Below are 19494 nucleotides of genomic sequence, written 5' to 3'. Positions count from 1 at the left end.
CTTTTTTAAGGTTGTAATGAGGATATGTTGTTTTATAATGAAAAAGGTTTTTGTGCTTCAATAATAGCTGCTTGAATAATATGAGTTGGTGAGGAGAAGTTAGGCATGACTGAAGTTTTGAATATCTTTTTAAAATATATACTGCCCTTTGTGGTGGCTTGGATTTTGAATCTTATAATGGGGAAGGTTTTTAGCAAGGAGCGTCTTCGTGGCAAGCTCCACCTGATCTTTTTAAAGGGCATTATTATGGCCTTCTTCTGGGCTGTGGCAGCTCTTTTTGCCATGAGCGGGATTCCGGCCTTTTCCAAGACCTGGGAGACAGCGCTTGCTTCCTCTGGAATTGTAGCGGTTGTAATAGGTCTTGCGGCCCAGTCAACTCTTAGTAACGTGTTTGCAGGGATTGCGCTGTCTGCGTCAAGGTCCAGGCCTTTTGATATTGGGGACAGGGTAGCGATTGATTCAATTGATCCGGGATTTGTTGAGGATATTACCCTTCGCCACACAGTGATAAAGACCTATCAGAATGAGCGTATTTACGTGCCTAACTCTACTGTTGGAAGTGCTACTATCATCAATTACACCCAGGACCGCTCTTACTCTTTTCCCATAACTGTGTCTGTTGCCTATGGCACGGATATTTACAGGGCTATGGATATTATGGCGGATGTTATTGAGCAGCACCCTAATCACTTCGGCGCAAGGCCAACTGTCTTGTGCAAGGAGGCTGGAGAGAGCGGAATCACGCTGCGAGTTCTGGTGGAGACCAGGGACTTTAGGGATAACCCCAGGACCTGCTCAGACTGCCTTATCGAGATCATGAAGCGCTTCAAGGCAGAAGGCATCGAGATTCCATACAACAAGCTTGTGGTTTTGCAGGGAAATGAGTAAGGCTTTGGGAAATTCGCTATAAAGTTGTGATTGTGTTATACTAAAGCGCAGCCTACTCGATTGATGCGAAGCGGGATTCTTGCAAGATTTTTCCGCTTTTGCCCACAAAAAGCCATTTTTTGGAATTTAGATGGAAGATAAGAATATGGAAAATAATTCTCAGATGAATAATTCACAGGCTGGCGTTTGCGAGCCAATCAGGGTCCTTCACGTCTTTGGGCGCGTGGGGCTTGGCGGTGCTGAGAGCCGTATAATGGATTTATATAGGAATATAGACAGGGACAAGATCCAGTTTGATTTTCTGGTGCACTATTCTGCTAAAAAGACTGGGAAAATGGCCCCAACTTCAGATGAACTTTTAGCTGTAAGAGAGCCTGATTTTTACGATGAAGCGATCAGGGAGCTTGGGGGCAATATATACGTTTTACCCCGCTTTGAGGGCAAGAATTTTTTTGCTTATAAAAAGGCTATTAGTAATTTCTTTTCCGAAAACAGAGGAAAGTGGCAGGTTGTCCATGGACACATGACCAGCACTGCAGCTTTGTACCTGCCAGTTGCCAGGAAAAAGGGTGGAGCAGCCGTGACTATTGCCCACTCCAGAAATGCAGGCACTGAGCCAGGGCTTAAGGGAATTGCAACTAAGATTTTGCGCCTTCCTCTAAAGCGTCTGGGAACTGCAGATCACTATTTTACCTGCTCTGAAAAGGCCGGTAGAGCAGTGTTTGGAGACAAACTCTTTGACCAGGGATATGTCAGGACTATACCCAACGCAATTGACGTAAAAAAGTTTGCTTATGACGCTGATATCAGGAACAAGATCCGTGCAGAGCTTGGGGTTTCAGAGGACGAAATTGTGATAGGTCACGTCGGAAGATTTGATTATCAGAAGAACCACGAGTATCTGATAAGGATATTTGATCAGGTTCTTAAACTGGCCAAAGAGAAGATGCCAGACAGGAAGCTTTTGTTGATAATGCTGGGGCAGGGATCACTTATGGACACTGTGAAAGCTCAGGTTAATGATCTGGGAATCCAGGACAGAGTTAGGTTCCTGGGCCTTAAGGGAAATTCCAGCGACTATTACAGGGCCATGGACTACTTCTTATTCCCGTCATTTTTTGAAGGGCTTCCTGGAACTGTTGTGGAGGCACAGGCGGCAGGGCTTAAGTGCCTTATCTCTGATACCATCACAACTGAAGTTGACATAACAGAGCTTGTAAGCCGCATGGATATTAGAAAAGACCCTTCGGAGTGGGCTGGGAAGATACTTGAAGATCTGGCCCATTTGCCAGATAGGCAGGCAGAGACTCCAAGATTTGAGCAGGAACTTGCAGATGCCGGATTTGATGCGCAGACTCAGGCTAAGGCAATTAGCTATTTCTACGAACATGGGAGTTTTAAGGATTAATGAAAAAAAATCTTATGATCATTGTTCCGACCCTTCATCAGGGCGGATATGAGAGAGTTGCTGCTATTACAGCCAAGCTCATGCAGGATTTCTTTAACGTGACCCTGCTGATTTTTGATGACAAAAATGCCAACTACGACGTTTCAGGCGTTGATGTAGTAAACATCAATCTTCCAAGTCAGAAGGGCAAGCTTAATAAGGCCCTTACCTTAGTTAAAAGAGCAGGCATGATCAGAAAGATCAAGAAGGAAAGAAATATAGATATTGCCTATAGTTTTGGAGCCACAGCAAATCTCTCCAATTCTTTATCCAAGGCTGGAGAGAAGCTTGTTACAGGCCTTAGATGCTACACAGATATGGAGGCTCCAAGGCATATACGATTATTTGTTAAAAAGTCAGACCTTATTTTGTCCTGCTCAAGAGAGATAATGGCAATTCTTGAAAAGGATTATAAGTTTAACAAGACTGAGTTTATCTATAATCCTACGGATATTGAGACTATTGATGCCCTGGGACAGGAAGAAATACAGGATTTCCCTTTTGAAAAGGGCACCAGAGTTATTTCCTGCATGGCTAGGGACAATTACATCAAGGGAATATGGCATCTGATCAAGGCTTTTTACCTTGAATCCAAAAAGCACAGCGACTTAAGACTCATGATCCTTGGAAGGGGAGAATACAAATCCTACAAGGAACTGGTGAGAAAGCTTGGCATCGAGGATAAAGTCTGCTTTGTAGGTGTTAGAAAGAACCCTTTTGCCTATGTTGCAAAGAGCGACCTTTACGTGCTTGCCTCCAACCATGAAGGCTTCCCTAATGCTCTTTTAGAGGGAATGGCCCTTGGCAAGCCTGTTGTTGCGGCAGACTGCAAGACAGGACCCAGGGAGATAGTTCTTTCTGAGGATGAGCTGGAAGATCTTTTGAAAAAGGGCACAAAGAGAGAGCTCATGCCTGACTTTATAGAAGGTGCCTACGGTATACTTGTAAGGGACATGAGTCCTGTGGAGGATACTGATGAGAAGCATATCACCTCCGATGACGTAGCGCTGGCCCATGCTATAGAAGCTATGTTGTCTTCAAAAGATAAGATGCAGCATTATAGTGATGTGGCGAGAGGAAGGGCATGTGTTTATACGCCTGACAAGTATGCGCAGGATCTGCAGAAGATATTAAATAAGCTTGTTTGATGGTCAAAGCGTGTTTAAGGAGTAGTACCGTGAAAAGAATTGCATTTCACTTAAATTGCCTGGCAAGAGGCGGAGCAGAGAGAGTAGTAACCAATCTTGCAAATCAATTTGCTAAAGAGGGCTATGAGGTGTTCATAGCTACAGAATGGCAGGAAGAAGACGAATACCAGATAGACGACGCAGTTACGAGGGTCCATGTGGGGCTTAGAGACGAAGACCAGAACAAGGGAAGAGTAACTAAGTTCTTTCTTAGGATCAAATATCTGAAACAGTTCGCAAGAGAGTACAAGCCTGACGTTCTCATAGCCTTTGCCAAAAGAGCTAACTACAGAGCCCTCATGGCTGCTGGCAATATGAAAATCCCAGTAGTCATATCGATCAGAACAGATCCTAAGGGCCACTATGACTCTTTTACCGACAAGATCCAGAACAAGTGGCTATTCCCTAAGGCTGCGGGCTGCGTGTTCCAGACAAAGGGCCAGAAGGACTTCTTTAAACCCCTTCTTCAGGACAATTCAAGGGTCATCTTAAATCCTATAAATCCCAAGTACATTGGGGTAGAAGCGCCCGCGGAGCGTGAAAAGAGTGTTGTTCATCACGCAAGACTTGTGGACTTTAAAAACCAGCCTATGCTTGTGAGAGCTTTTTTACGGGTTCATGAAAAGCACCCGGATTACGTGCTTAAGATGTATGGCGATGATTCCCACGATGGAACCAGGGAGATCCTTGAGAAGATAATTGCTGATAACCACGCAGAGGACTACGTTTTCATAATGGGTGGAAGCGATAGCCTGGAAAAAGAGCTGCCTAAGGGCAGTGTGTATGCTTTTTCATCCGATTGGGAGGGCATGCCGAATTCTCTTTTGGAGGCTATGGCCCTTGGAATGCCTATAGTTGCGACGGATTGCCCATGTGGAGGCCCTGCAACAGTCATGACTAATGAAGTTGACGGACTTCTGATCCCGGTCAAGGATGAAGATGCGCTTGTGGCAGGCCTTAACAGACTTATAGAGGATAGAGACCTTGCTAAGAGGCTTGGTAATAATGCAAGAAAGATTGCTGACATTGGCAACAGCCAGGCGGTGTTTGCCCAGTGGAAGGACTTTCTTGAAAGTGTAATGTAGAACTGCGAGAGTATCGAAGACGTATGATTAACTAGAAAAATTAGAGCCTGGAGACTTACTAGATGTGCGGTATTTGTGGATATATATCCAAAAATAGAATTACTACAGACCAGCTTCGCGCCATGAACGATACTATGTATCACAGAGGCCCGGACGACAACGGCGTTGAAGTGTATGATTATGGCGGAGGCTATTGTATAGGCCTTGCCCAGAGAAGACTTTCAATTCTTGACCTGTCACCACTTGGTCATCAGCCCATGCATTCGCAAAATGATGATATCGTGGTGGTTTTTAACGGCGAGATTTATAACTTCCTTGAGTTAAAAGAGAAAATAAAGGACTACCCTTTTAAGACGAGCTGCGATACAGAGGTCATAATCGCTGCATATCTGAAATGGGGCGAAGACTTTGCAAGCCATATTCATGGAATGTTTGCTATAGCTCTTTTTGATAAGAGAAATGGAAATGTGTATCTTGTACGAGACAGGATTGGCAAGAAGCCTTTATATTACTGGCTTGACGGAGAGAATATCGTATTTGCTTCAGAGCTTAAGCCTATTGTAAAGTGTCCTGGATTTGTGCCCGAGATCAGAAAGGACGTTATTCCAAGATATCTTCATCATCAATATATCAAAGCTCCGGATACGATTTATCAAAATGTGTATAAGCTTGAGTCAGGATGTCTTTTGAAGTTCAACCTTGGAAAAATTGAGATAAAAAGATACTGGAGCGTCAAGGATGCTTATCACAAGGGGGCTTCTAACCCTGTAAAGAGCTACGAGGAGGCAAAGAGCGGGTTAAAGGAGAGGCTTAACAAGGCGGTTGCAGATAGGATGATCGCGGATGTGCCTCTGGGAGCGTTTCTTAGCGGCGGCTATGATTCATCCCTTGTGTCGGCTATAGCCCAGTCCCATAGCGATACGCCCATCAAGACTTTCTGCATCGGCTTTGATGATCCCAAGTACAACGAAGCTCAGTATGCAAAAGAAATTGCGCAGCATCTTGGAACTAACCACACAGAGCTGTATATCAGTGAAAGAGACATGTTTGACATGGTGGATAGTATTCCAAAGTACTACGATGAACCATTTGCAGACAGCTCGCAGATACCTACAATGCTGGTATCCAAGCTTGCCAAAAAGCAGGTGACTGTTGCTCTTTCGGGCGATGGCGGAGATGAGTTTTTCTGCGGATATAATGTATATGATAGTGTGGCTACTGCCGAGAAAATTGATGCTCTTGGAGCACTTACTTATGGAGCTTGCCAGATTCCTGTAGTTGGAGGAGCCCTGTGGAAAAAGCTGCCCTTTAAGGTGAGAGTAGTAGCGGGAAACAGAAATCCGGAAACCAAGGTGCAGCTAGCATCTGAGGGGTATCTGAAGGCTGCTATGTCTTTTTTACCAAAAGAGGACAGAGAAAAGGCTATGATGATAAAGTACCCGATAGAATCAGGGTATGGCGTGAATGACTGGCAGGTCAGACGTATGCTGCTGGATATGGATACTTACCTGACTGATGATATTATGGTCAAGATGGACAGGGCTTCTATGAAGTACTCACTTGAGGCCAGATGTCCGATCCTTGACACTGCTGTAATGGAGTATTCATACAGGATTCCGCACAAATACAAGTATTTCAAGGGCGATAAGAAGCATATCCTCAAGGACATTGCCTATGACTATATTCCAAAAGAGCTTCTGGACAGGCCCAAGAAGGGCTTTGGCGTGCCGCTTGATGCCTGGATGAGAGGGCCTCTTAAGGGTAAGCTTGTGGATTATAGCAGCAAGGAATACCTGACAAGGCAGGGAATCTTTGATCCTGAATATGTAAATAAGTTTTTGAATACTTATCTTCAGACAGGTGATGCCGGGGCAGCCACAGGCAAGAACTATTCCAAAATTGCCTGGTCTTTCTACGTGTTCCAGCAGTGGTATGAACACTACCTGCTGTAAAAGTGATGGCTTGTGATATGCAAGAAGTGAGTTGCATTGATGAATATAGTATGTCGTAGGAAGTGACAAACAGGCAAATCTTGTTTTGAATAATGATAAATAAGAAAATGGGGGAATTTATAAAATGGGGAAATTGTACTTCAGATATGGAGCTATGGGAAGCTCCAAGACTGCCAATGCGCTGATGGTGCGCTACAACTATTTTGAGAAGGGTCAGAACGCCATCATTTTAAAACCTGCCACAGAGAATCGTGACGGCGAGAAGACTGTGAAGTCCAGAATGGGACTGTCCGCAGAATGCACCTTTGTGGAGGAGTTTCTTGAAACTGTGGAAAAAGAGTGGCTTACAGGCAAGTCTGATTCCTGGAAAGAGCTTGACTGCGTTATTGTGGATGAGGCCCAGTTCCTGACAGAGGAGCAGGTTGATATGTTGGCTCTTGTTGTGGATAAATATGATCTGCCAGTTATCTGCTATGGCCTTAGAACTGACTTTACAAGCCACTTGTTCAGCGGCTCCAAACGTCTTATGGAGATTGCCAACTATATCGAGGAAGTTCCAACTGTGTGCTGGTGCGGAAGACGAGCTCACTTTAACGCCCGTGTCTCAAACGGCAAGATAGTAAGAAGCGGCGAGCAGATCATGATGGGCGGCAATGAGTCCTACGTTTCCGTCTGCAGAAGACACTTCCTCTCCGGGGAAGTCAGCGGCCCAAGAGAGAGGGACGTGGAAGAGTAAGGGGCTGGAAATTATAAGCAGCTACTAGAAATCAGATGCCAGTGTTTGCTGGACTTGTGATATGAATTCGATGTAAATATTTGAGTATCGAGAAGTGGGAAGTAATGATCCGAAAAGGGAATTGTTATTTCCCACTTCTTTTTTTCTTGATTTATTTGAAAATGCGGTTGGTGTGTATTTCGTGTAAGGCCAGGAGTATTAGGCTATGCGAAGGGCTTATATGCAAATTTAAGATACCTTAACTTGCATATAAATAGTTCTGAAGAGCCAAGGTTCCAGGCTTACACGAAACAAGTCTATAAGTAGGATTTCGTGTAAGTCGTCTGGAACTATGACTTATATGAAAATACGGCTAGTGTTTATTTCATGTAAGACCAGAAGTATTAGGCTATGCGAAGGGCTTATATGCAAATTTAAGATACCTTAACTTGCATATAAAAAGTTCTGAAGAGCCAAGATTCCAGGCTTACACGAAACAAGTCTATAAGTAGGATTTCGTGTAAGTCGTCTGGAACTATGACTTATATGAAAATACGGCTAGTGTTTATTTCATGTAAGACCAGAAGTATTAGGCTATGCGAAGGGCTTATATGCAAATTTAAGATACCTTAACTTGCATATAAAGAGTTCTGAAGAGCCAAGATTCCAGGCTTACACGAAACAAGTCTATAAGTAGGATTTCGTGTAAGATGTTTGGAGCTGTGACTTGCATAAAAATTTAATTTTAAGACAGAATATTTTGAATATTTAGTCTTTTTATTATGGACTTGAGTTTATGGTGGGAAATGTCGATATCTAAGTTGACATGATTGAAATTGATATGTATTCGCAGACTAGTGCATTTGTGGATAACTGTACACCAGCGATGAACAGGTATGCCTGGCCCAAAAGCATTAGCACTGTGGATACCCCACCAGCAATCAATATTGATCACATAGCTATGGAAAGCGTGAACCTTCATGGAAGATTATTCTTCATGGAGGTCTTTTGTTGTAGAGCAAAAGACTTCCAATAATTTAGGAGGTAGCATGAAGATTGCACAGAGCAATGTGAATCTGGTCTCTAGTAACCACTACTATGAGGAAAACACGGTAGCCGTGAAAAGTGGTGTGGTTTCAAGAGGCGCTTTTCTTGATAATTTGCAGAGTCAGGGAAAGAGTGTGGAGGAAGAAAAGAGTGAAATTGCAGCAGATAATAAAGCTGGAGTGACTTTAGAAAAGAGAGCAGAGGATAAAGAGAATTCTCAAAAAAATAACAGCGATGACAATGCTGCGATGCAGAAGGCAAACAGAAAGATGGATATTTATGAGAGCACTTGGCAGTATCAAATGTCAGGACAGATGGCTCTTGGAAGTGAGAATTACGATTCTCTAAGACCTGGTATGACTGAGCTTGGTAAAGGCTTGGAGACAAGTTTTGTTGAGCAGATAGCCCAGATAAGAGCAAGGCTCCTGGAGACACTAATGAGTTTTCTGCAGATCCTGGGAGGGGGAAGCGCAAGAAGATTAGACAACGGCTCAGGAGCTTTGAGAGGAAACTGGTTAGGTGATGGCGCTGGGGCTGAAAGTGGAAATAGTGAATATATCGAGGCTGGAGCAGACTACTGGGATATCCTTGAAAGAGGCAATTCTAATGATAATGTTAGCGCAATAGGAAGAGGCGGCGCTTGGAATCTGTTTGGAGATGTCAGGTCAATACTGTCAAATAGTGGAATGGTAAGAGTTACTACTATTGAGATGCGACATGTTGAGGAAGAAGCTACATCTTTTAGCGGACAGGGAATTGCCAAGACGGAGGATGGCCGTGAAATTGATTTTAATGTGGACTTTTCTTTGTCAAGGCGACTTACAAAGGCAGCTGGAATCAGCATGCCTAGTGCTGTGAATTTTATTGACCCGCTTGTCATCAACGTTGGAAGCGATGTGACTAGTATCAGTGACCAGAGCTTTTTCTTTGACCTTGACTGTGATGGCGTTGAGGAAAAAGTTGCAGGACTCGGCGCAGGCTCAGGCTTTCTTGCCTATGACAGAAACGGCGATGGCGTGGTGAATGATGGTTCAGAGCTTTTTGGCACCAAGAGCGGTGATGGCTTTGCTGATCTGGCTGAATTCGACAGCGATGGCAACGGCTGGATTGATGAAAATGATGAGGCCTATGGCAAGCTTCAGGTCTGGCTTAGAGATGAAGATGGCACAGACAGGCTCTTGTCTTTGCAGGAAGCTGATGTTGGCGCTATTTTCCTTGGCAGCGTAGCAACTGAGTTTACGGAGTATCAGGGGCAGGGGAATAACGGGTACAAGCCTGGTTCTGAAGAAGACCAGAGTGTTGAAGTTAGAAATGCATTTGCTCCCGTAGCTGCAGGTCTTACAGTTGCAGCTATGATGCGCGCAAGCGGCCTGTTCTTGAAAGAGAGCGGTGGCGTCGGCACCATGCACCAGATCGACCTCGCGAGATTGTGAGTTCTGCTTTTTGGGACGAGATTAATTAGTGGATTGTGGAAAAGTGGCTAGAATGAGGGAGGTTGTTGTAGCATTTGTTTGATATGAACATGACAGCAAGTCCTACGGACAGGGCTTGCTGCCATGAAACTAGCCAGAAACTCAGGCTATTCATAACTCTTTATATGCAAGTTAATGAAAAGTAAATTTGCATATAAGACTTACGAAGAGCCGAAAACTATGGCCTTACATGAAATACAAGACTAAGGCAGATTTCGTATAAGCCGTAGATTTGGAGGCCTTACACGAAAATCGAAAAGCGAGCTAGTTTCGTGTAAACCAGACGCTAGCCAGAGGCTCAGGCTATTCATAACTCTTTATATGCAAGTTAATGAAAAGTAAATTTGCATATAAGACTTACGAAGAGCCGAAGACTACGGCCTTACATGAAATACATGACTAAGGTAGATTTCGTATAAGCCGTAAATTTGGAGGCCTTACACGAAAATCGAAAAGTGAGCTAGTTTCGTGTAAACCAGACGCTAGCCAGAGGCTCAGGCTCCTCAGAAATCTTTATATGCAAGTTAATGAAAAGTAAATTTGCATATAAGACTTACGAAGAGCCGAAAACTATGGCCTTACACGAAATACAAGACTTAGACAGATTTCGTATAAGCCCACAAAAAAATTTAAAAAAATTCTAAAAAAAGCCTAAAGTTTTTTTACCAAGTATCCGATAATAAAAGTAGAAACAGATAAAAAGTGTTGAAATCCCTTGGGAGTAGGCGCATTGCAGAGGTCACATGAGGCATCCAAAGATCATTAAATGAGTGGGGAAAAATTTTTTTTGATCTAAAAGAAATAGTCCAAAAAGACTAAAGTAATGCAAATATCTACCGATAAATGAAGTAGATAAAAAAATACTCCAAGGAAGGAGGAAAAGAATATGCGTATAGAAGCATACAGTCAGGTTCAGCAGATCTATTCAAACAACAAAGTTAATAAGGCACAGCCTACAAAGAAGACAAATGACATCAGAGATACTGTATCATTTTCTTCTATAGGAAAAGATATCCAGGTTGCCAAACAGGCTGTAAGCGCTTCTCCTGATGTCAGGGAGGACCTCGTAGCAAAGTACAAAGCTGCAATTAAGAACGGAACTTATGATGTGAGTGGAGAGGCATTTGCTGATAAACTTCTGGCTAAATTCGAAGCATCTGAAGGATTATCATAAAGTACGGCTCTGGGCGCGATGATTCATCGCGTGTGGAACTGAGAAACATGATGATATAGGCGTCGCAAGACGAGATGCGAGATTGCTCACAATTTAATAAATTACATATAAGAATAATAGGAGGATAATTCCAGTGGCTAGTTTGATGGAAAATCTAGTGCAGGTACTTGATCAGGAATGCACTATGTACGAGCAATTACTGGGGTTGTCAAGCCGAAAGACCGCCATCATCGTATCAGGCGATCTGAAGGCACTTGCGGAAATCACGGATGAAGAGCAGCATGTGATAGGCAAGATCCAACGCCTTGATAAGCAGCGTATCGTGGCGATGGAGAACATAGCCAGCGTGCTTAACATGGATGTTAATTCATTGAAACTGACCGATCTGATCACAATCTTGGAAAAGAGACCACAAGATCAGAAAAACCTGTCTATTCAGAGAGATCGCCTAAAAAGCGTCACTGAAAATGTCAGGCGTGTAAACGGACAGAACCAGGAACTTCTTATCAGTTCCCTTGAAATGGTTCGATTCGAGATGAATATCATCCAAGCGTCTAAAAGAGCTCCACAGACAGCTAATTATTCCAGAGCTTTAGACACTACAGGCGATTGTCTAGGTTACACATCGGGCGGGTTTGATGCAAAGCAGTGAAGCATTTGATAACCCACCCGGGAATAGACAATTTCCCGATAGTGTCTTTTTTGCGCCCAAAAATGGACCTAGGGGACGGAGTTAACGGTCCATTTTCGGTGGTAGAAAAAGGAGAACCGCCCATGTTAATGGCAAACCTATATGTTGGCCAGTCAGGCCTTCAAACTTCACAAAACGCCTTGAACACCACGGCTCACAACATGTCGAACGTGGATACTGAAGGCTATACCAGGCAGCAGGTGAGCCAGGGCACCAGAGCTTATCAGACTCTCGAGAAAAAGAATGAGCAGATATCCTGGAAGCAGATTGGAACCGGTGTTAACTACAATCACTGTAAGCAGGTCAGAAGTGAATTCCTTGATATTTCCTATAGGCAGGAAAGCGGAAGACTTGCTTTTTATGATGTTTCCGTAAAGGCTCTTGAGGAAATCGAGGATCAGCTTCAGGAGATGAACGGCTCAGAGTTTGCAGATTCCCTTAACAACCTGTGGGTTTCAATACAGGAGTTGGCAAAAGACCCATGTTCTGCGGTAAATCAAAGCTCAATGGTAACTCGTGCTAATGAGTTTCTTACAAGAGCAAAAAGTGTTTACGAAGGACTTGTTTCTTATCAGGAAAACATGGATTCCACAGTTGAAACAATGGTGGAAAACATAAATAACTACGGTGATCGTATTCGCCAGCTCAACGAAGACATTGTGGAAATCGAGTCTGGAAGACAGGAAAAAGCAAATGACCTTCGCGATGAGAGAAATGTACTTTTGGACAAGCTTGGTGAATACGGCAAGATTGAGTACATGGAAGATATATTTGGTAATGTGACAGTTCTTTTCGAAGGATCATCCTTTGTAACAACTGACCACGTTAACCACATTGGAATAGATAGAACCCTTGAAAGCCCTGTTGGCTACGCGACTCCATACTGGGAGTACGCTGCCAAGTCAGAGTACGACAAGGATGGCAACAAGGTTATAGTTTCAATCGACGGCGGACACCTCTACGACCTTACACAGACCGTTTCAACTACCATAAATACAGATATTGGAAAACTCAAGTCAGTTCTTTTGGCAAGAGGTGATCACAACGCGACCTATCACGATATCGTGGAGGATCAGGACTATTACAACAAGAATATTTCCCAGTCCGTTATCATGAATATTCAGGCTGAGTTCGATCAGATGATCCATGCGGTCATGACCAAGATAAACGAGATAATGGAAAACTCTGAGTCAAATCCTGCTTATCTTGATGAGACAGTGGGACTTCCTTCAGACTTTACGCTTTTTGTGGTTGCCAACGAAGGCGACAAGATAACCTACGATTTTAACAAGGAAAAGCCTGCAGGCACCGTAGAAACAGGTTTTACCATTATGAACGCTCAGGTAAATCCTAAGCTCCTCATGGATCCAACTCTTTTTACCTTCAGAAAGATCGACGGCGAAGAGGACAACACGACCATGACTCTGTTAAAAGAGGCATTTACCAAGGAAGAGTACGTTCTAAATCCCAATGTTACTACAAGAAACAGCTTCGTGACCTACTACAACAGCCTGGTTTCTCAGGTTGCAAACTCAGGCGATGTTTATAAGAGCATCCAGGAGGCTCAGCAGCAGACTGTTGATGCCGTTGCATCAGGCAGAGAACAGATTGTGGGCGTATCCAGTGACGAAGAACTGGAATTCATGATCATGTTCCAGAACGCTTACAACGCTTCTTCAAGATATATCAACGTTGTCAGCGAGATGCTGGAGCACCTTGTTACAACTCTCGGCGCGTGATGTAGAGGTGTAGAAATCATAATCGGCATGGGAAAGGCTAAAGAAAAGCCGGTCTCATGCCGATATTATTTGTGAAGCAAGACCGGCAAGCGAATGGATGCTTGCATACAAATTCATTTGCCGGTCGTAAGAACATGGAGCACTAAGTGCGGAATGTTCGTGTGCGAAACCGAGTAGGAGTCAGCCTACTCGATTGAAGCGAAGTAATTATGCTTCGACATATGGATATTAACGATAAAGTCACATGGATGTGAGATACCAGTAGCCTTCGTAGTTTATGAGGATGGGCAGGTAGAGCATCAATGTGACATTTTTATGATTTAGGAAATTTCTTCGAAATTCTATTTTGTTTTATAGGAGAAAAAGATATGACATCACAATTTTTTGGTCTGAATATTGCAGCGTCCGGACTTCGTGCCGCAAATGCTTCCCTGAACACCACAGGCAACAATATATCCAATGCAAACACTGACAATTACAGTCGTCAGAAAGTAACCCAGGTTGCAAGTAACTCTCTTAGAGTGTTTGCAAGATATGGCTGCGCGGGAGCCGGTGTAGACACTATCGCCATCGAACGTGTCAGGGATGAATTCTATGATGTCAAATATCGCAATAACGAGCAGCTTCTTGGTAATGTTTCGCAAAAGAACTACTATAACCAGCTTATTGAAAAGTACCTGGATGACGACGGAACAAGCGGTTTCTCAACTCTTTTTAACAAGATGGAAGCATCCCTTGAATCAGTCATGACAGCAGCGGGAACTACAGAGACCAAGGCAACCTACATCTCCCAGATGAAGGCAGTTACTGAGTATTTCAACAATGTATACGGCTCACTTCAGAACGAGCAAGCTGACGTTAACGCAGAAATCAAGCTTTGCTGCGACCGCATAAGTTCAATTTCTCAGGAGATTGCCAGCGTTAACAAGCAGATCAACATCATCGAGATGACTGGCGCCAAGGCTAACGAGCTTAGAGACAAAAGAGATGCCATGATCGATGAGCTTTCCAAGCTTATATCAGTTGAAACCAAGGAAACACCTATTGTTGACGAAAACAATCCAAGCAGGATAACCGGAGCTACAAGATATCAGATCTGGGTTGCCGGAAGCTATGAACTGCTTGATACCTATGAATATAGAAAGATGATTTGTGTTGCAAGAGATGAAGACGGCGGCACAGGCCAAAATGACGTTGGCGGTCTTTTTGACATCAAGTGGGGCTATGGCAGCTACAAGGACGGCGATAATGTCAATGAACTTTCAGATTTTGCAATTGATTCTCAGCTAATTGGTGGGGAGTTGCAAGGTCTTTTGGCAATGAGAGATGGTAACAACGCCCAGTACTTCCACGGGAAGGGTACTGAAGTCAAGCAGTATCCAGACGGCACAGTTACTGTGACTGTTAAAGTTGAGGCATCTTATTTGAAAGATATGACTAAGTGCACGATTCCAAAGGATGGCCGCATCCATATCGGAGCCAAGGACTACAGATACGACAAGTGGGAGTACGACGGCGACAGCACTTACACTTTTACCATCGACCCAGGATCTCTTTCAAGTATTCCTGACGTTGGCAAGACTGTAAAAATCGGCTATTCCAATAAATACCAGGGCCTTCCATATTACATGGCTCAGATGAACGAATGGCTTCGCCAGTTCTCAGCTGCAACTAATGACATCATGGAAAATGGCTTCACATCAGACTCTCTGGAGGGCGTAAACCTTTTGACAGGAATGATGGACACCAATTCTGTAGCCCAGTACAGCTATGAGGATCTCACAACACTCTCAGAAAATAAAGGCTACTACTTCCTGACTGGCGGCAACTTCTGCGTTAATGAAGTTCTTTTGGACAATGCAGACAGACTTGCAACCAAGGCAGACATTACAGAAGGCGAATCCGAGTTCATGAATCTCAAGAAGTTAAAAGAGATGTTTGATACCAAGAAGATCTTCCGCGGCGCCACCTCCGGCGAGTTCCTGACCAAGGTCCTTGCGGACATCTCACTTAACAAGAGCAATTCTCAGACACTTGAGGACACTTATACATCTCTTGAGAACACTATAGATAATCAGAGACTTTCAGACTCTGGCGTTGATGAAGACGAGGAAGCTTCAAATCTTGTTAAATATCAGAACGCCTACACCCTCTCTTCCAAGATGATCCAGACCCTTACAGAAATCTACGACAGACTCATACTCCAGACCGGAGTATGATGCACAGCCAAGAAAGCAAGCCTTTTAGCATCACTGAATCCAGCGTAAGTGATGCTAAAATTGCATTTATATGAGCTATGCATCAACAAGACTTATCCGAGTGATGCATAATTGCATAATCCTGCCTTTTAGCATCACTTACTCCAGTCCAAGTGATGCATAGCCAAGAAAACAAGCTTTTTAGCATCACTGAATCAAGTAAAAGTGATGCAAAATTAGCAATTAAATAAGTTATGCATCAACAAGACATACCAGAGTGATGCATAATTGCATAATCCTGTCTTTTTGCATCACTGAATCAAGCAAAAGTGATGCAAAATTAGCAATTAAACAAGTTATGCATCAACAAGACATATCAGAGTGATGCATAACCGCATAATCCTGTCTTTTAGCATCACTGACTCCAGCCCAAGTGATGCACAGCCAAGGAAACAAGCCTTTTAGCATCATTGGATCAAGCAAAAGTAATGCAAGAATAGAATTTAAGCTAGTTATGCATCAGCAAGACATACCAGAATGATGCATAACTGCATAATCCTGCCTTTTAGCATCACTGACTCCAGCCCAAGTGATGCACAGCCAAGAAAACAAGCTTTTTAGCATCACTTACTCCAGTCCAAGTGATGCAAAAATAGAATTTAAGCTAGTTATGCATCACCTAGCATCACCAAGTTTCCTCAATCCACACCAAGTCCAACGCAAATCTTCCTTTCCCACTTCAGAATTGTAGTGAATTGTCCGATAAAAGATATGAGAAATAAAGTCGCATGGATGCGTATGATAGACACGGAAAGTCTCGGTTTATAGCGGAGGTTTATATGCGCATCACCAACAAGATCATGCAGAACAATTCCCTTTACAACATAAATAACAACAAAGTTACTGAGGATCAGCTCAATACCATGATGTCTACGGGAAAAAAGCTAACTCGCCCTTCAGATGACCCAGTTATCGCAATTCGTGCACTGCGCCTTAGAAGTAACGTAACCCAGCTTTCGCAGTACTACGAGAAAAATGCCAAGGATGCCCAGAGCTGGCTTGAAGTCACAGCAGATGCGCTTTCTACGGTGACTAGCGTTTTGACAGACTCTGTAAAGCAGGCAACCAAGGGCGCCAACAAGGACCTGACCCTGGACGATCTTTCGATAATCGTAACTCAGATGGATGCTTTGGCAAAAGAGTATTACTCGACAGGAAATGTAGACTACGCCGGACGTTACGTCTTTACCGGATACAGGACTGATACTTCTCTTACCTTTGATAGGACAACAACAGCAGATTACCGTGATATCAATGATGAATTCAATGCAGATTCTATCAGTGATTCCAAGAGAATTCTGGGAAAATATCTTTTGGATTCCTCCACAGTTCTTGGTAAGACCGATGAAGAAACAGTTTATCAACACAGTATCGTCGAGAGCACTGTAGGCAGGATCAGACTTTCCTATGATAATTTAAATTACGTTAAGCCAACTCCTGATGAAAATGGAAATATACAAACAAATCAGGCAATGCTCAAATACAGAGAAGAACTGATACAGCCAGCTACAAGCTCAGTGGATTCCAAAACAGATGTTATTAATCTTACCTACAAGACACTTGACGGTATTACGAGAACTGTTTCTGTTCCTATAGATAATGAAGGAAACTACAAGATAACAAGCGATGGAGTCACCTACACAGCGACGCTTAACACAAACGGCCACTATAATATCGAGGCTGTTGACGCTACTACAGGCCTTGAGGTAGGCACTTTCGCACTTTCTGGCGATGGAATCTTTTTAAGCTCAACAGGAAATGTTGACTCAGCCATCACAAATATAGAGAGTAAGCAGGTTACGACAGTCACATATACCGGAGATGAAGGTAGAATTTCGGTTAAGTTACCTCTTTTACCAGCAATCGGGCAGACCTACGAGCTCACCCTGGATCAGGCCGGGTATACCGCAACAGTCAATAGCGACGGAACCTTCACAATTGTTGACAATAATACCTATGAGAACACCGATGGAACCTACACCAACACTATCATCAACGTGACCGCCAACGGAAGTGTCAACTCTTCGTATAAAGAAACAACGCTGATAATGTCAGATGATGACAACAATATTCTTTACTCAACAAGTAGCGAAGCAGAGATTGATGAGGCTTACGCAAAACTTGCATCTGGAAAAGCTATGGCAGTTCTGAATGCAGCTACAGGTGAAGTTCTTTTGAATGAAGAATTGAAGGCCAAGCTCTCTACTCTGCCAGATCTTATAAATGCTAAGTCAATTGACGTTATTTACGATAAAAAAGAGTGGGTTGAGGGCGACATCAGGCCACAGAATCTTTTTAACTGCACTTATATAGATGAAAACGCCAAGTCAATTCTGTATAACAGAGGATCGGCTGGCCACGATATCGCTTACGATGTGGGATTTGCCCAGAGCGTTGTTGTCAATACTACAGCTGATGCAGTTTTTACAACAAGTGTCAGAAGAGATGTCCAGGACCTCTCCAAGATGCTCTCAGAGCTTCAGCAGATCGACGGTACTATCAAGACGTTAAAAGAAAAATTGGCTTCCACCGGAGATGATGCAGTAAAGGCAAGGGTTCAGGCGGAAATTGACTCTGCCCAGAAAGCATTTAACTACCTTAGGGATGCAATGCAGCAGGAATTTGAGCACAAGATAACTTCCAACCAGAAGTCCCTTGATGTAGCCAATATCGCTGTTACCGCAAACGGCACCAGGGCAAAGAGACTTGACCTGGTAAATCAGCGTCTCATGAACCAGACAACAACCTTCAAGACTCTCCAGTCAGATAACGAGGACATTGATCTTGCTGAGACTGCAACGCAGCTCACAACTGCTCAGGTCACCTACGAAGCAAGCCTCATGGCAACCGGCAAGATCAGTCAGAGCTCACTCATGAACTACATTTGATGATATAGGTCTTCAAAGTCATATGTTGCCGTGCTAGCACGAAGCAACATATGACCTTGAAGACCGAACAAGCATGAGGAAAAAAGCCGGACGAACAAAGTGAGAATGGCGATTTCCGAATGCTTGCAGGATTGCGAGAACGAAGAGGAGCAATCCGAGATCATCAAATGTAATGTTGAGGTATATAGATTCAAAGTCATATGTTGCCGTGCTAGCACGAAGCAACATATGACCTTGAAGACCGAACAAGCATGAGGAAAAAAGCCGGACGAACAAAGTGAGAATGGCGATTTCCGAATGCTTGCAGGATTGCGAGAACGAAGAGGAGCAATCCGAAATCATCAAATGTAATGCTGAGGTATAAACATTTTGTGGAATTATGTCGAAATAGCGTATATAATTAATTATGTAATGGGTATCATTATCAATCATGGAGGTTAAGCAATGAAATTAACAACTAGAATCTTTGGCGAAGTAGAAATTGATGATAGCAAGATAATTTCTTTTCCTAATGGAATAATCGGATTTCCTGACCTCAAGAAATTTACTCTTATGTACGATGAGGAGAAAGGAACTGACACTATCAAGTGGCTTCAATCCATTGACGAGCCTACGTTCGCAATGCCGGTAATGGATCCGCTTATTGTGTGTCCTGATTACAAGCCTGAGGTAGATGTTAGCATCACTGAGGATGTAGGGGATCTTCAGAACGACGACCTTCTGGTGCTGGTTACAGTTACCGTGCCTCACGACCTGAAGCAGATGACTGTTAATCTCATGGGGCCTTTTATTATTAATGTAAAAGAGAGAAAGGCAGCCCAGACCATTATCGATAATGATGACTATCCAGTAAAGTTCCCAATTTATGATATCTTGCAGAAAAACAAAGAAGCAAATTCATAATCCGGGCACTGACAAACAAGACTAGCAAAACCATGGAGGGAGAAGGCA

At 43.4% G+C, this 19494-nt stretch carries 13 protein-coding genes; all 13 read left to right on the top strand.

Annotation, left to right across the window (positions count from 1 at the left end):
* The first annotated feature begins 105 nt into the window (after positions 1 to 105).
* The 13 genes from BLO53_RS09720 to fliW all read left to right on the top strand — a co-directional run bounded on the left by BLO53_RS09720 (position 106) and on the right by fliW (position 19446).
* Complete coding sequence (locus BLO53_RS09720) at positions 106 to 888, top strand: mechanosensitive ion channel family protein (RefSeq protein ID WP_092060967.1); 783 nt, start codon at positions 106 to 108, stop codon at positions 886 to 888.
* A gap of 145 nt (positions 889 to 1033) precedes the next feature.
* Positions 1034 to 2296 (top strand): glycosyltransferase family 1 protein, encoded by a 1263-nt coding sequence (locus BLO53_RS09715; protein WP_242875353.1) that lies wholly within the window; start codon positions 1034 to 1036, stop codon positions 2294 to 2296.
* Positions 2296 to 3483, top strand: coding sequence for a glycosyltransferase (locus BLO53_RS09710; protein WP_092060965.1), 1188 nt, complete (start codon positions 2296 to 2298; stop codon positions 3481 to 3483). Before BLO53_RS09715 ends, BLO53_RS09710 begins: the two co-directional genes overlap by 1 nt.
* Positions 3484 to 3512: 29 nt before the next feature.
* A complete protein-coding gene (locus BLO53_RS09705; protein ID WP_092060963.1) occupies positions 3513 to 4607 on the top strand; it encodes a glycosyltransferase in 1095 nt (364 codons plus the stop codon).
* Between the two features lie 62 nt (positions 4608 to 4669).
* The gene (gene asnB / locus BLO53_RS09700) at positions 4670 to 6559 is read left to right on the top strand and encodes an asparagine synthase (glutamine-hydrolyzing) (protein ID WP_092060961.1); all 1890 of its coding nucleotides are present in this window, start codon (positions 4670 to 4672) and stop codon (positions 6557 to 6559) included.
* A 124-nt stretch (positions 6560 to 6683) separates the two neighbouring features.
* The gene (locus BLO53_RS09695; RefSeq protein ID WP_035789380.1) at positions 6684 to 7295 is read left to right on the top strand and encodes a thymidine kinase; all 612 of its coding nucleotides are present in this window, start codon (positions 6684 to 6686) and stop codon (positions 7293 to 7295) included.
* A 1028-nt stretch (positions 7296 to 8323) separates the two neighbouring features.
* A complete protein-coding gene (locus BLO53_RS09690; RefSeq protein ID WP_092060959.1) occupies positions 8324 to 9754 on the top strand; it encodes a hypothetical protein in 1431 nt (476 codons plus the stop codon).
* Between the two features lie 925 nt (positions 9755 to 10679).
* On the top strand, positions 10680 to 10967 hold the full coding sequence (gene flgM / locus BLO53_RS09685) for a flagellar biosynthesis anti-sigma factor FlgM (RefSeq protein ID WP_092060957.1): 288 nt from the start codon (positions 10680 to 10682) through the stop codon (positions 10965 to 10967).
* 133 nt (positions 10968 to 11100) lie between these two features.
* Positions 11101 to 11619 carry a flagellar protein FlgN gene (locus BLO53_RS09680; RefSeq protein WP_242829069.1) on the top strand — a complete coding sequence of 173 codons (519 nt, stop codon included), beginning with the start codon at positions 11101 to 11103 and terminating at the stop codon, positions 11617 to 11619.
* Between the two features lie 122 nt (positions 11620 to 11741).
* Complete coding sequence (gene flgK / locus BLO53_RS09675) at positions 11742 to 13397, top strand: flagellar hook-associated protein FlgK (protein ID WP_176757234.1); 1656 nt, start codon at positions 11742 to 11744, stop codon at positions 13395 to 13397.
* 368 nt (positions 13398 to 13765) lie between these two features.
* Positions 13766 to 15616, top strand: coding sequence for a flagellar hook-associated protein FlgK (locus BLO53_RS09670; protein WP_092060953.1), 1851 nt, complete (start codon positions 13766 to 13768; stop codon positions 15614 to 15616).
* A 767-nt stretch (positions 15617 to 16383) separates the two neighbouring features.
* Positions 16384 to 18543 (top strand): flagellin N-terminal helical domain-containing protein, encoded by a 2160-nt coding sequence (locus BLO53_RS09665; RefSeq protein WP_092060951.1) that lies wholly within the window; start codon positions 16384 to 16386, stop codon positions 18541 to 18543.
* 444 nt (positions 18544 to 18987) lie between these two features.
* Positions 18988 to 19446, top strand: coding sequence for a flagellar assembly protein FliW (fliW, locus tag BLO53_RS09660; RefSeq protein ID WP_026488689.1), 459 nt, complete (start codon positions 18988 to 18990; stop codon positions 19444 to 19446).
* Positions 19447 to 19494 lie beyond the last annotated feature (48 nt).

It is taken from the genome of Butyrivibrio sp. INlla14, from assembly GCF_900102515.1.
In the GTDB taxonomy this organism is placed as follows: Bacteria; Bacillota; Clostridia; order Lachnospirales; family Lachnospiraceae; genus Butyrivibrio.
The sequence above is the reverse complement of the archived record's forward strand: the minus strand, read 5'-3'. Positions and strand labels throughout refer to the sequence as shown.